The following is a 13740-nucleotide window of genomic DNA, read 5'->3' as shown; positions in this document are numbered from 1 at the left end:
GGCCCCGGCTTTATGCTTGGGGCCCGTTTTCTGTTTGAGCGTCCCATGTCACTCGAGTCCCACCTGCTGTCCGCCCTGGCCCCCTGGCGCAACGCACCGGCCTGGCGTGTCGGGTTTTCCGGCGGGCTCGATTCCACCGTCCTGCTCCACCTGCTGGCGCGCCTCGCCCAGCGCGAGTCCCTGCCGCCACTTTCAGCCCTTCACGTTCACCACGGCATCCAGGCTGCGGCCGACGCCTGGCCGGCGCATTGCCAGGGCGTCTGCGACGGGCTGGGGGTGCCGTTGGAGGTCTTGCGGGTAAGGGTCGACGCCGGGGCCAGCCTGGAGCGGGCCGCGCGGGATGCGCGCTATTCCGCTTTCATCGGTCGCCTGGGCGCCGGCGAGGTCCTGTTCAGCGCCCAGCACCGCGACGACCAGGCCGAGACCCTGCTGTTCCGCCTGCTGCGTGGCGCCGGCGTGCGCGGCCTGGCGGCGATGGCGGCAAGCCGGCCACTGGGGCGAGGCAGCCTGGTCCGGCCGCTGTTGCAGGTGTCCCGGGGCGAGCTGGAAGCCTTCGCCCGTGGGCAAGGTCTTTCCTGGGTGGAAGACCCGAGCAATGCCGACACATCCCTCGCCCGCAATTTCCTCCGTCGCGACATCTTCCCGGCCCTGCGGACCCGTTGGCCGCGGGCGGCAGAAGGCCTGGCGCGCAGCGCCGAACACATGGCCGAGGCGCAGTTGCTTCTGGATGAGCTGGCCCAGGCCGACCTGAACACCGCACAAGGCTGCTGCGAGTTCGCCTGGCTGCCGTTGCCATCGCTGGACCTCGCTCCCATGGTCGCCTTGTCGCCGGCCAGGCAGCGCAACGCCCTGCGTTTATGGCTGTCGGCATTCACGCCGCTGCCCGACAGCGACCATTGGGCGGGTTGGGAGGACTTGCGCGATGCCGCCGTCGACGCGACGCCGATCTGGCGCCTGGCCAGGGGCGAGCTGCGGCGCGCCGACGGACGGTTGTGGTGGCTGTCGGGGGACTGGCTCGCCACCCCGGCGTCCGGCCTGGCCTGGAGCGATTCGCGCCAGCCGCTGCCGCTACCCGGCAATGGCCGGCTGGAACCCCTGGGGGCGCCGCCGGTGGGCCGCCTGGAAATCCGCTACCGGCAGGGCGGGGAAGTGCTGGACGTGGAAGGGCGGGGGCATCGGGACCTCAAGCGGCTATTCAACGAAGCACGCCTGCCCGCCTTCGTCCGCGTCCGATTGCCGCTGCTGTTCGTCGACGGCCAACCGCGTGCCCTGGCAAACCTGCCCGGCCTGGACGGTCCGCGCGAGGGTGGCTGGCGATTGCGCTGGACGCCACCGACGAATGACCAAGGTTTGAGCTGGTAGGGTCTTTCCGGTAGACTACGCTCCCGTCTTACATAGCTTCCGCTGATTCCTTCAGAGTCGGCGGTTGTTGCTTTTGAAGCAGCGCCCAGTGCGCTCCATGGTTGAAGGCCACAGCCCTTCATCGCTTTCCCCGGCGGCTATCCGCCTAAACGCAGACTTCTAGGGTTTTTCATGACGCGCTACATCTTCGTCACGGGCGGTGTTGTTTCTTCTTTGGGGAAAGGCATCGCCTCGGCATCCTTGGCCGCCATTCTGGAAGCGCGGGGGCTGAAGGTCACCATGCTCAAGCTGGATCCGTACATCAACGTCGATCCTGGCACCATGAGCCCCTTCCAGCACGGTGAAGTCTTCGTGACCGAGGACGGCGCCGAAACCGACCTCGATCTGGGCCACTACGAGCGCTTCGTGCGCACCACCATGACCCAGAACAACAACTTCACCACCGGCCGCGTCTACGAGGACGTGCTGCGCAAGGAGCGCCGCGGCGACTACCTGGGCGCGACCATCCAGGTGATCCCGCACATCACCGATGAAATCAAGCGCCGCATCATCAAGGGCGCCGGCGATGCCGACGTGGCCATGGTCGAGATCGGTGGCACCGTGGGTGACATCGAATCGCAACCTTTCCTCGAAGCCATCCGCCAGCTGCGCGTGGAAGTGGGTGCCAAGCGCGCCATGCTGATGCACCTGACCCTGGTGCCGTACATCGCCACCGCCGGTGAGACCAAGACCAAGCCGACCCAGCACTCGGTGAAGGAGCTGCGCTCCATCGGCCTGCAGCCGGACGTGCTGATCTGCCGCTCCGACCACGAGGTCGACCTGTCCTCCCGTCGCAAGATCGCGCTGTTCACCAACGTCGAGGAGCGCGCCGTCATCGCGCTGCAGGACGTCGACACCATCTACAAGATCCCGTCGGTGCTCCATGCCCAGGGCCTGGACGACTTCGTCGTCGAGCGCTTCGGCCTGCAGTGCGGCGGTGCCGATCTCTCCGAGTGGGATCGCGTCGTCGATGCCAAGCTGAACCCGGAGAAAGACGTCACCATCGCCATGGTCGGCAAGTACATGGAGCTGCTGGACGCCTACAAGTCGCTGATCGAAGCGATGAGCCACGCCGGCATCCAGAACCGCACCAAGGTCAACCTGCGCTACATCGACTCCGAAGACATCGAGAACCAGGGCACCAGCCTGCTGGAAGGCGTCGACGCCATCCTGGTTCCCGGCGGCTTCGGCCTGCGCGGCGTGGAAGGCAAGATCGCCACCGTCCAATACGCCCGCGAGAACAAGATCCCCTACCTCGGCATCTGCCTTGGCATGCAGGTGGCGGTCATCGAGTTCGCCCGTAACGTACTGGGCTGGACCGATGCCAACTCCACCGAGTTCGACAAGTCCAGCGGCCATCCGGTCGTCGGCCTGATCACCGAGTGGGAAGACGCCACCGGCGCCACCGAAACCCGTACCGAAGCCTCCGACCTCGGCGGCACCATGCGTCTCGGCGCACAGGCCTGCCAGCTGGAGCCGGGTTCCCTGGTCCACGGCTGCTACGGCAAGGACGAGATCGTCGAGCGTCATCGTCACCGCTACGAGGTGAACAACAACCTGCTGCCGCAACTCCAGGCTGCCGGCCTGAGGATCACCGGCCGCTCCGGCGACGGCGCCCTGGTGGAAGTCGTGGAAGCCCCGGATCACCCGTGGTTCGTGGCCTGCCAGTTCCACCCGGAGTTCACTTCCACGCCGCGCTACGGCCACCCGCTGTTCAGCGGCTTCGTAACAGCTGCCCTCGCGCAGAAAGCGAAGAAGGCCTGACCCATGGCGCAGAAGATCGTCCGCGTCGGCAACGTCGAGATCGCCAACGACAAGCCCTTCGTGCTGTTCGGCGGCATGAACGTGCTGGAGTCCCGCGACCTGGCCCTGAAGGTCTGCGAAGAATACGTGCGGGTGACCGAGAAGCTCGGCATCCCCTACGTGTTCAAGGCCAGCTTCGACAAGGCCAACCGTTCCTCGATCAACTCCTTCCGTGGCCCCGGCCTGGAAGAGGGCATGAAGATCTTCGAAGAAGTGAAGAAGACCTTCGGCGTGCCGGTCATCACCGACGTCCATGAACCCGACCAGGCCGCTCCGGTGGCCGAGGTCTGCGACATCATCCAGCTGCCGGCCTTCCTCTCCCGGCAGACCGACCTGGTGGTGGCGATGGCCAAGACCCAGGCGGTGATCAACATCAAGAAGGCCCAGTTCCTCGCGCCCCAGGAGATGAAGCACATCCTCACCAAGTGCGAGGAAGCCGGCAACGATCGCCTGATCCTCTGCGAGCGCGGCTCTTCCTTCGGCTACAACAACCTGGTCGTCGACATGCTCGGCTTCGGCATCATGAAGCAGTTCGAGTACCCGGTTTTCTTCGACGTGACCCATGCCCTGCAAATGCCGGGTGGTCGCGCCGACTCCGCTGGCGGCCGTCGCGCCCAGGTCACCGACCTGGCCAAGGCCGGTATGAGCCAGGGCCTGGCGGGCCTCTTCCTCGAAGCCCATCCGGACCCGGACAACGCCAAGTGCGACGGCCCCTGCGCCTTGCGCCTGGACAAGCTGGAGCCCTTCCTGTCTCAGCTCAAGCAACTGGACGAGCTGGTCAAGAGTTTTCCGCCGATCGAGACTGCCTGAACCGGCTGTTCTCGGGTAAAGTGCGCGTGGGCACAATCTGACCGAACGGTCAGGACATTCGCCGGGCCAGCCGACCCCCAGGCCCGGTGGATCGCCTCACTTTCTGCTGAGCGTTTTCGTCAACTTTGGAGTGCTAACAACAATGGCAAAGATCGTCGACATCAAGGGCCGCGAGGTTCTGGACTCCCGTGGCAACCCCACCGTGGAAGCCGATGTGATCCTCGAGAACGGCATCATCGGCAGCGCCTGCGCGCCGTCCGGTGCTTCCACCGGTTCCCGCGAGGCACTGGAACTGCGTGATGGCGACAAGAGCCGTTACCTGGGCAAGGGCGTTCTGAAGGCCGTGGCCAACATCAACGGCCCGATCCGTGAGCTGCTGCTGGGCAAAGACGCCGCCGACCAGAAAGCCCTCGACCGCGCCATGATCGAACTGGACGGCACCGAGAACAAAGGCAAGCTGGGCGCCAACGCCATCCTCGCCGTGTCCCTGGCCGCCGCCAAGGCCGCCGCCCAGGCCAAGGGCGTACCGCTCTACGCCCACATCGCTGACCTGAACGGCACTCCCGGCCAGTACTCCATGCCCGTTCCGATGATGAACATCATCAACGGCGGCGAGCACGCCGATAACAACGTCGACATCCAGGAGTTCATGGTGCAGCCGGTTGGCGCCAAGAACTTCGCCGACGCCCTGCGCATGGGCGCCGAGATCTTCCACCACCTCAAAGCCGTGCTGAAGGCCCGTGGCCTGAACACCGCCGTAGGTGACGAAGGTGGTTTCGCCCCGAACCTGGCTTCCAACGAAGACGCCCTGGCCGCCATCGCCGAAGCCGTGGCCAACGCCGGCTACAAGCTGGGCACCGACGTGACCCTGGCCCTGGACTGCGCCGCCAGCGAGTTCTACAAGGACGGCAAGTACGACCTGGCCGGTGAAGGCAAGGTGTTCGACGCCTCCGGTTTCGCCGACTACCTGGCCGGCCTGACCCAGCGCTACCCGATCATCTCCATCGAAGACGGCATGGACGAGTCCGATTGGGCCGGCTGGAAAGACCTGACCGACAAGATCGGCGCCAAGGTCCAGCTGGTGGGTGACGACCTGTTCGTGACCAACACCAAGATCCTCAAGGAAGGCATCGAGAAGAGCATCGGCAACTCGATCCTGATCAAGTTCAACCAGATCGGCTCCCTGACCGAGACCCTGGAAGCCATCCAGATGGCCAAGGCCGCCGGCTTCACCGCGGTGATCTCCCACCGTTCCGGCGAAACCGAGGACAGCACCATCGCCGACCTGGCCGTAGGCACCGCCGCCGGTCAGATCAAGACCGGCTCCCTGTGCCGTTCCGACCGCGTCTCCAAGTACAACCAGCTGCTGCGCATCGAAGAGCAGCTGGGCGACAAGGCCGCCTACCGCGGTCGCGCGGAATTCCGTGGCTAATCGGCGATAGCGGACCGTGTTGAAATCAGGCGCTGTTTGCATCTTTACTTCATGTAAACTTTGCAGCTTCTCCTGATTTCACCTGGCCAGTCGTCTCCCGCCGCACGGCAGCGACGCGATCGGCGCAGGAATGGTAAAAGGGCAGCGCAAGCTGCCCTTTTCGCATGGATACTCCCAGGCAAAATGACTCGCCCTAATACTTACTGGTTGTTCGTAGTCCTGATCCTGATGCTGGCTGGCCTGCAGTATCGCCTCTGGGTGGGCGACGGCAGCCTGGCGCAGGTCAAGGATCTGCAGGGGCAGATCGCCGATCAGAAAGGCGAGAACGAGCGCTTGCTGGAGCGCAACCGCATCCTCGAGGCGGAAGTGCTGGAGTTGAAAAAGGGTATGGAAACCGTCGAGGAACGTGCCCGCCACGAGCTGGGCATGGTCAAAGAGGGCGAAACCCTCTACCAGATCGCCGAATGAGCCAGTCCGATACCCCCTTCTTCTGGGCGGTGATTCCCGCCGCCGGCGTCGGTGCCCGCATGCGCGCGGACCGGCCCAAGCAATACCTCGAACTCGCCGGACGCAGCATCATCGAGCACAGCCTCGACTGCTTCCTCGATCATCCTCAGCTCAAGGGGCTGGTGATCGCCCTGTCGGTGGACGATCCCTACTGGCCGAACCTGGCTTGCGCCGCCGACGAGCGCATCATCCGCGCCGATGGTGGCAAGGAGCGCTCCGACTCGGTACTCAGTGCCCTGCTGCGCCTGGCCGAACATGGCGCCCGTGCCCATGACTGGGTACTGGTGCATGACGCGGCGCGGCCCAATCTCTCGCGTTTCGACCTCGACCTGCTGCTTAGCGAGCTGGCCGACGACCCGGTGGGTGGTCTGCTCGCGGTTCCCGCGCGGGATACCCTCAAGCGCGTCGGGGCTGATGGCCGGGTCGCGGAAACCGTCGACCGCAGCCTGATCTGGCAGGCCTACACGCCGCAGATGTTCCGCTTCGGCGCCCTGCACCGGGCCCTGGCTGATGCCCTGGTGGCCGGTGTCGCCATCACCGACGAAGCCTCCGCCATGGAGTGGGCGGGCGCCGCCCCCAGGCTGGTGGAAGGCCGCGCCGACAACCTCAAGGTCACCCGTCCTGAAGACCTCGAGTGGCTGCGTCAGCGTTGGTCGAGCCGCAGCTGAGCCTCGGCGTACTCCGGCCGTTCGGCCAAGCCCTCCTTCAGCAGATCCACCAGTTGCCGGACCTTGGGCGAGAGATGCCGTTGCTGTGGATAAAGTGCCCAGACCGCGGTGTTGGGCGGCCGGTGCTGCTCCAGCAGTGAAACCAGGGCGCCACTGCGCAGGTGCTCCAGCACGTAGTAGTCCGGTAGCTGGCACAGGCCGAAGCCGCGCAGGGCGGCGTCCAGCACGGCCTGGCCGCTGTTGCAGCGCCAATTGCCCTGGACCCGGACGGCGTGCTCGCGTCCTTGCTGGAGAAAGTCCCAGTGGTCGGTACTGCCGATCAGGCAGTTGTGCCGCGCCAGTTCCGACAGGCTGTGGGGGCGGCCGTAGCGCTCCAGGTAGGCCGGCGCCGCGCACAGGTACATGACTCGTGGCGCCAGGCGCGTCGCCACCAGGCGCGAATCCGGCAGGCGGCCCAGGCGGATCGCCACGTCGAGGCCTTCATGCACCAGGTCCAGCGTGCGGTTGCTCAGTTCGATGTCCACTTTCAGCTGCGGGTGACGCGCCATGAACTCGTTCACCAGCGGCACGATGAAACGCTCGCCGTAGGCCACCGCACAGGTCATGCGCAGCAGGCCTTTGGGTTCGCTGGCCAGGTCGCTGACGGCGCGCAAGGCTTCGTCGCGGGCATCCAGCAGGCGCTGGCAATGCTGCAGGAAGGTCTGCCCGGCCTCGGTCAGGACCACCTTGCGGGTACTGCGATAGAACAGGCGCGTCTGCAGGCGTTCCTCCAGCCGGGCGACCTGCCGGCTGACATGGGACGAGGACAGGCTCAGGCGTTCGGCGGCGGCGGTGAACTGGCCCGATTCGGCGACGGCGACGAACTCGTCCAGACCTTCCCAGCGACTCATTGATTATCCCTCTACAGCAATAAAGTTTTGCTTTCTGGCTGATTATTTACCATTGGCAGCTCAACTACACTCCCAGGCCATTTCAATCAACTGGAGAATCACCATGATCAAGTCCCGTGCCGCTGTGGCCTTCGCGCCCAACCAGCCGCTGCAGATCGTCGAAGTGGACGTGGCGCCGCCCAAGGCCGGCGAAGTCCTGGTGCGGATCCTGGCCACCGGCGTCTGCCACACCGATGCCTACACCCTCTCCGGCGCCGACTCCGAAGGCGTGTTCCCCTGCATCCTCGGCCATGAAGGCGGCGGCGTAGTGGAGGCGGTGGGCGAGGGCGTGACCTCCCTGGCCGTGGGCGACCACGTGATCCCGCTCTACACGGCCGAATGCCGTGAGTGCAAATTCTGCAAATCCGGCAAGACCAACCTCTGCCAGAAAGTACGCGCCACCCAGGGCAAGGGCCTGATGCCCGACGGCACCTCGCGCTTCAGCTACAACGGTGAGCCGATCTACCACTACATGGGCTGCTCGACCTTCTCCGAGTACACCGTGCTGCCGGAAATCTCCCTGGCCAAGATCCCCAAGGAAGCGCCGCTGGAAAAGGTCTGCCTGCTGGGTTGCGGCGTGACCACCGGCATCGGCGCCGTGCTCAACACCGCCAAGGTGGAAGAGGGCGCCACCGTGGCCATCTTCGGCCTGGGCGGCATCGGCCTGGCGGCGATCATCGGCGCCAAGATGGCCAAGGCCTCGCGGATCATCGCTGTGGACATCAACCCGGACAAATTCGAGGTTGCCCGTGAACTGGGCGCCACCGACTTCGTCAATCCGAAGGAGCACAGCAAGCCGATCCAGGAGGTCATCGTCGAACTCACCGATGGCGGCGTGGACTACAGCTTCGAGTGCGTCGGCAACGTCGACCTGATGCGTGCGGCGCTCGAGTGCTGCCACAAGGGCTGGGGCGAGTCCGTCATCATCGGCGTGGCGCCGGCCGGTGCCGAGATCAGCACCCGTCCGTTCCAGCTGGTCACCGGCCGCGTCTGGCGCGGTTCGGCCTTCGGCGGCGTCAAGGGCCGTACCGAGCTGCCGAGCTATGTGGAGAAGGCGCAGAAGGGCGAAATCCCCCTGGACACTTTCATCACCCACACCATGGGCCTGGACAAGATCAACGAGGCCTTCGACCTGATGCACGAAGGCAAGAGCATCCGCTCGGTCGTCCATTTCTGAGGCGAGCCCGGACGGCGCATGCGCCGTCCGATCCGGAAACCCACGGGTGCGTAATGGCGCACCCTACGGAGATCGCTCCATGACCCTTGAAATCGTCTCCAGCAACAAGAGCTTCGGCGGCTGGCACAAGCGCTATCGACACCGTTCCACCAGCCTCAACTGCGACATGGTGTTCGCCGTCTACCTGCCGCCCCAGGCGGAACAGGGCCAGAAGCTGCCGGTGCTCTACTGGCTGTCGGGGCTGACCTGCACCGACGAGAACTTCATGCAGAAAGCCGGCGCCCAGCGCCTGGCGGCCGAGCTCGGGCTGATCATCGTCGCCCCGGACACCAGCCCGCGCGGCGCCGATGTGCCCGGCGATCCGGACAACGCCTGGGACTTCGGTCTGGGGGCGGGCTTCTACCTGAACGCCACCCAGGAGCCCTATGCGCGCCATTACCGCATGCACGACTACGTGGTGCATGAGCTGCCGGCACTGATCGAGGCCAATTTCCCGGTCTCCGACAAGCGCGGAATCAGTGGCCACTCCATGGGCGGCCACGGTGCGCTGGTCTGCGCGCTGCGCAACCCGGGGCGTTACCAGTCGCTGTCGGCCTTCGCGCCCATCAGCAACCCCATGGCCTGCCCCTGGGGCGAGAAGGCCTTCAGCCGTTACCTGGGTGACGACCGCGCCCGCTGGCGCGAGTGGGATGCCTGCATGCTGCTGGCCGAGGCCGGCGAGCGCCTGCCGATACTGGTGGACCAGGGCGACCGCGACGACTTCCTCGCCAACCAGCTCAAGCCCGAAGCCCTCCAGGCGGCGGCGAAGGCCGCCGGACATCCGTTGACCCTGCGCCTGCAGCCGGGCTACGACCACAGCTACTACTTCATCGCCAGTTTCATCGGCGATCATCTGAAGCATCACGCTGAGGCGCTGAAAGCCTAAGCGCAACCAAAGCGGGTAGAATCACGCCCTGACTTTTCAGGGCGTTCTTCTTTATGCGAATTGGCCATGGCTACGATGTACACCGCTTTGGCGAGGGCGATTTCGTCACCCTGGGCGGCGTACGCATTCCCCACAAGTTTGGGCTCATCGCCCATTCCGACGGCGACGTGCTGCTCCATGCGCTGTCCGATGCGCTGCTGGGCGCTGCGGCGCTGGGCGACATCGGCAAGCACTTCCCCGACACCGATCCGACGTTCAAGGGTGCCGACAGCCGCGTGCTCCTGCGCCACGTGGTGTCCCTGGTCAAGGCCAAGGGCTGGAAGGTCGGTAACGTCGACGGGACCATAGTGGCCCAGGCGCCGAAGATGGCCCCGCATATCGAGGCCATGCGCGCCGCTATCGCCGCCGACCTGGAGGTCGGGCTGGACCAGGTCAACGTCAAGGCCACCACCACCGAGAAGCTTGGCTTCACCGGTCGCGAGGAGGGCATCGCCGTTCACGCGGTGGCCCTGTTGCTGCCGCTATGAACGAACTCGAACTGCTGGGCCCGCGCGCCCACGGCGAACCCCTGGGGCAGGCGCAGCTGAAGGCCGTGGCCGAGGATTTCCAGGTCGATGAGGTGCTGGACATCCCCCTGGAAGGCGAAGGCGAGCACCTGTGGCTCTGGGTGGAGAAGCGCGAGCTGAACACCGAGGAGGCGGCCCGGCGTATCGCTCGGGCGGCCGGCGTGCCCCTGAAAGTGATCAGCTATGCCGGTCTCAAGGATCGCCAGGCCCTGACTCGCCAGTGGTTCAGCCTGCATCTGCCGGGCAAGGCCGATCCGGACCTGTCCGTCGCCGAGAACGCCAATCTGCGCATCCTGAAAAGCATGCGCCACAAGCGCAAGCTGCAGCGTGGCGCCCATTCGGCAAACGGTTTCACCCTGCGCCTGACCCGCCTGGCGGCTGATCGCCAACAGCTGGATGCGCGCCTCGAACGCCTGGCCGCAGCCGGTGTGCCCAACTACTTCGGCTTGCAGCGCTTCGGTCATGGCGGCGGCAATGTGGTCGATGCCCGCGCCTTCGCCGAGCGCGACGAACTGCCGGTGCAGCGCAACCTGCGTTCGCGCCTGCTATCGGCGGGACGCAGCTTCCTGTTCAACCGGGCGCTGGCCGAGCGTGTCGCCGCCGGTACCTGGGACCAGGCCCTGGTTGGCGATCTGCTGGCCTTCACCGACAGCCGCAGCTTCTTCCCGGCGGGCGAGGCGGAGTGCAGCGATCCGCGACTGGCGCAACTCGATCTGCACCCGACCGGGCCGCTCTGGGGCGAGGGCGCATCCTCCGCCCAGGGACAGGCGCAAACGCTGGAAGCGGCGCTGGCCGCGGCTGAGCCGGCACTTTGCCACTGGTTGGCCAAAGCGGGAATGGCGCACGAACGGCGCATCCTCCGCCTCCCCATCGGCGGTCTGACGTGGCATTATCCCGAGCCTGACGTTCTGCAACTGGAATTCGTCCTGCCGGCTGGATGCTTCGCCACCGCAGTGGTGCGTGAGCTCGTCGATCTGCTGCCGGCGGGGCAGACGGAAAACCCATGCGCATTCTGATTTCCAACGACGACGGGGTGAATGCCCCCGGTCTCGCCGCTCTGTATGGTGCGCTCGAGGACTACGCCGATTGCGTGGTCATCGCGCCGGACCAGGACAAGAGTGGTGCCAGCAGTTCCCTGACGCTGGACCGCCCGCTACACCCCAGCACGCTGGAGAATGGCTTCATCAGCCTGAATGGCACGCCGACCGACTGCGTCCATCTCGGGCTCAACGGCATGCTCGAGCAGCTGCCGGACCTGGTGGTGTCGGGCATCAACCTCGGCGCCAACCTCGGGGATGACGTGCTGTATTCCGGCACCGTGGCTGCTGCTCTGGAAGGGCGCTTTCTCGCTCTGCCGGCGTTCGCCTTTTCGTTGCTGTCGCGCCAGGTCGACAACCTGCCCGCCGCCGCGCACATCGCTCGCCGGCTGGTGGCGGCCCACGACCGTCTCGACCTGCCGCCGCGAACCGTGCTCAACGTGAACATCCCGAACCTGCCGCTGGAACGCATCCGCGGTATCCAGCTCACCCGGTTGGGCCATCGCGCACGCGCGGCGGCGCCGGTCAAAGTGGTCAATCCACGGGGCAAGGAGGGATACTGGATCTCCGCTGCCGGTGACGCCGAGGACGGCGGCCCGGGCACGGACTTCCACGCCGTGATGCAGGGCTACGTGTCCGTCACGCCCTTGCAGCTCGATCGGACGTTCAACGAGGCCTTCAGCGGTCTCGATAGCTGGTTGGAGGGCCTGCTCTGATGCCTCGGGAACAGGACGAACTGATGCGCCGCGGGATAGGCATGACCTCCCAGCGCACTCGCGAACGCCTTATCCAGCGGCTGTACGAGGAGGGGCTGTCCAACGCCCATGTGCTCGAGACCATCCGCCGGACACCGCGTCACCTGTTCGTCGATGAGGCCCTGGCCCATCGTGCCTACGAGGACACCGCGCTGCCGATCGGGCACAATCAGACCATCTCGCAGCCGTACATGGTCGCGCGGATGACCGAGTTGCTGCTGGCGGCCGGTCCGTTGGACAAGGTGCTGGAGATAGGCACCGGCTCGGGCTACCAGACCGCCATCCTGGCGCAACTGGTCGAGCGGGTATTCTCCGTGGAGCGCATCCAGGTGCTGCAGGACAAGGCCAAGGAGCGCCTCGCCGTGTTGAACCTGCGCAACGTGGTGTTCCGCTGGGGCGATGGCTGGGAGGGCTGGCCTGCGCTGGCTCCCTATAACGGCATCATCGTGACCGCCGCAGCGGCGGACGTTCCCCAGGCGCTGCTGGACCAGTTGGCCCCTGGCGGGCGGCTGGTCATCCCGGTGGGCGCGGGCGATGTCCAGCAACTGATGCTGATCGTTCGCGAAGAGCAGGGTTTCACCCGCCATGTACTCGACGCGGTGCGTTTCGTACCGCTGCTCAACGGGCCCCTGGCCTGACCCGCAATCGGGAACCTGCGTCGCGGGCAACTTTCTGATGCATCGCCAGGCCGTCCTCCTGCTGTACTTTGTGCAGTAGGCGGCTGGCTCGTCCGGATATTTCCGGCACAATAAACAGCTAGGACCTTGGAACGTTGGGAAAGGGGACAAGAGTGAGCCTGATGGCCATTCGGCAGTGGATTAGCATGGGGAATGGGCTCACCTGGTTGCCCGCTGTGGCCGTCGGCATCTTGCTGAGCGGCTGTTCCAGCACCCAGAAAGGTGGCGCCAGCGTCGTCGACCGCAATCATTCGGGCGCAGCCTCGACCCCGCAGCGGCAACCGGTCACCAGTGGACAGTACCGGGTCCAACGTGGCGACACCCTCTATTCCATCGCCTTCCGTTTCGGCTGGGACTGGAAGGCCCTGGCTGCCCGCAACGGCATTCCTCCGCCCTATGTAATACGGCCAGGCCAGATAATTCGCTTTGACGGTCAGCCTGGTCAGGCACGTCCTACTGCGGTTGCCAGTGCGCCTGTCGCCACCGTTCCTAAGTCGGGCAGCAGCGTTTCCAGCCGCCCGCCAGTGCCGGCACAGCAACCGTCTGTCCGCCCGCAACCCCAGGTGGCGCAACCGGTGGCCAGTCCCCCGCCTGCGAGCACGAACGCGTCTATTCCGCGCTCTTCAGCCGGTTGGGTATGGCCTGCGAATGGCCCGCTGATTGGTCGTTTTTCATCAAACGGCAGTTTGAATAAAGGGATTGATATCGCTGGGGAATTAGGCCAGCCTGTCTTGGCTGCGTCAGATGGATCAGTTGTTTATGCCGGAAGTGGATTACGGGGCTACGGCGAATTGGTCATCATCAAACACAGCGATACCTACGTAAGCGCCTACGGTCATAACCGCAGGTTGTTGGTGCGGGAGGGACAGCAGGTCAAGGTCGGGCAGACAATTGCCGAGATGGGCTCAACGGGAACTGACCGGGTGAAGCTTCATTTTGAAATTCGCCGTCAGGGTAAACCTGTAGATCCACTGCAATACCTGCCTCGTCGTTGATCCGCTTTCAGCCCGTTCCACCACGTGGTAAGGACGGGCTCGGGCGGCGCCAGGGAAG

Annotated in this window: 14 protein-coding genes; 13 read left to right on the top strand and 1 reads right to left on the bottom strand. The window is 65.4% G+C overall.

Translation table 11 applies throughout. The annotated features are described in order from the left end of the window. Nucleotides 1–45: 45 nt before the first annotated feature. From tilS to ispD, 6 genes are all read left to right on the top strand, one after another. Nucleotides 46–1362, top strand: coding sequence for a tRNA lysidine(34) synthetase TilS (tilS, locus tag PCA10_RS22445; protein WP_041770406.1), 1317 nt, complete (start codon nt 46–48; stop codon nt 1360–1362). Nucleotides 1363–1533: 171 nt separating this feature from the next. Beyond that, a complete protein-coding gene (locus tag PCA10_RS22440; protein ID WP_041770405.1) occupies nt 1534–3165 on the top strand; it encodes a CTP synthase in 1632 nt (543 codons plus the stop codon). A 3-nt stretch (nt 3166–3168) separates the two neighbouring features. Beyond that, nucleotides 3169–4014 (top strand): 3-deoxy-8-phosphooctulonate synthase, encoded by an 846-nt coding sequence (kdsA, locus tag PCA10_RS22435; RefSeq protein WP_016494376.1) that lies wholly within the window; start codon nt 3169–3171, stop codon nt 4012–4014. A gap of 142 nt (nt 4015–4156) precedes the next feature. After that, on the top strand, nt 4157–5446 hold the full coding sequence (gene eno, locus PCA10_RS22430; protein ID WP_016494375.1) for a phosphopyruvate hydratase: 1290 nt from the start codon (nt 4157–4159) through the stop codon (nt 5444–5446). 183 nt (nt 5447–5629) lie between these two features. After that, nucleotides 5630–5914, top strand: a complete 285-nt coding sequence (ftsB, locus tag PCA10_RS22425) for a cell division protein FtsB (RefSeq protein ID WP_016494374.1) — start codon at nt 5630–5632, stop codon at nt 5912–5914. Further along, a complete protein-coding gene (gene ispD / locus PCA10_RS22420) occupies nt 5911–6621 on the top strand; it encodes a 2-C-methyl-D-erythritol 4-phosphate cytidylyltransferase (RefSeq protein ID WP_016494373.1) in 711 nt (236 codons plus the stop codon). The genes ftsB and ispD overlap by 4 nt, the downstream gene beginning before the upstream one ends. Here the strand turns inward: ispD and PCA10_RS22415 are convergent. Beyond that, nucleotides 6597–7511: a LysR substrate-binding domain-containing protein gene (locus PCA10_RS22415; protein WP_016494372.1), complete on the bottom strand. Its 915-nt coding sequence runs from the start codon at nt 7509–7511 to the stop codon at nt 6597–6599. The two genes, ispD and PCA10_RS22415, sit on opposite strands and share 25 nt — an antisense overlap. A 103-nt stretch (nt 7512–7614) precedes the next feature. Between PCA10_RS22415 and PCA10_RS22410 the strand changes: the two genes are divergently transcribed. The 7 genes from PCA10_RS22410 (at nt 7615) to PCA10_RS29845 (ending at nt 13682) form a co-directional block, all read left to right on the top strand. Further along, the gene (locus PCA10_RS22410; RefSeq protein ID WP_016494371.1) at nt 7615–8727 is read left to right on the top strand and encodes an S-(hydroxymethyl)glutathione dehydrogenase/class III alcohol dehydrogenase; all 1113 of its coding nucleotides are present in this window, start codon (nt 7615–7617) and stop codon (nt 8725–8727) included. Nucleotides 8728–8806: 79 nt separating this feature from the next. Next, complete coding sequence (gene fghA / locus PCA10_RS22405; RefSeq protein ID WP_016494370.1) at nt 8807–9652, top strand: S-formylglutathione hydrolase; 846 nt, start codon at nt 8807–8809, stop codon at nt 9650–9652. A gap of 53 nt (nt 9653–9705) precedes the next feature. Then, complete coding sequence (ispF, locus tag PCA10_RS22400; protein WP_016494369.1) at nt 9706–10179, top strand: 2-C-methyl-D-erythritol 2,4-cyclodiphosphate synthase; 474 nt, start codon at nt 9706–9708, stop codon at nt 10177–10179. Further along, nucleotides 10176–11234 carry a tRNA pseudouridine(13) synthase TruD gene (gene truD / locus PCA10_RS22395; protein WP_016494368.1) on the top strand — a complete coding sequence of 353 codons (1059 nt, stop codon included), beginning with the start codon at nt 10176–10178 and terminating at the stop codon, nt 11232–11234. The genes ispF and truD overlap by 4 nt, the downstream gene beginning before the upstream one ends. Then, entirely contained in the window at nt 11222–11971 is a 750-nt protein-coding gene (gene surE, locus PCA10_RS22390) for a 5'/3'-nucleotidase SurE (protein WP_016494367.1), read from the top strand. The genes truD and surE overlap by 13 nt, the downstream gene beginning before the upstream one ends. Beyond that, nucleotides 11971–12648, top strand: a complete 678-nt coding sequence (locus PCA10_RS22385; protein ID WP_016494366.1) for a protein-L-isoaspartate(D-aspartate) O-methyltransferase — start codon at nt 11971–11973, stop codon at nt 12646–12648. The genes surE and PCA10_RS22385 overlap by 1 nt, the downstream gene beginning before the upstream one ends. 161 nt (nt 12649–12809) lie before the next feature. Continuing rightward, on the top strand, nt 12810–13682 hold the full coding sequence (locus tag PCA10_RS29845) for a peptidoglycan DD-metalloendopeptidase family protein (RefSeq protein ID WP_016494365.1): 873 nt from the start codon (nt 12810–12812) through the stop codon (nt 13680–13682). The last annotated feature ends 58 nt before the right edge of the window (nt 13683–13740 follow it).

The sequence above is a fragment of the Pseudomonas resinovorans NBRC 106553 genome, from assembly GCF_000412695.1.
Lineage (GTDB): Bacteria > Pseudomonadota > Gammaproteobacteria > Pseudomonadales > Pseudomonadaceae > Metapseudomonas > Metapseudomonas resinovorans_A.
The sequence above is the reverse complement of the archived record's forward strand: the minus strand, read 5'-3'. Positions and strand labels throughout refer to the sequence as shown.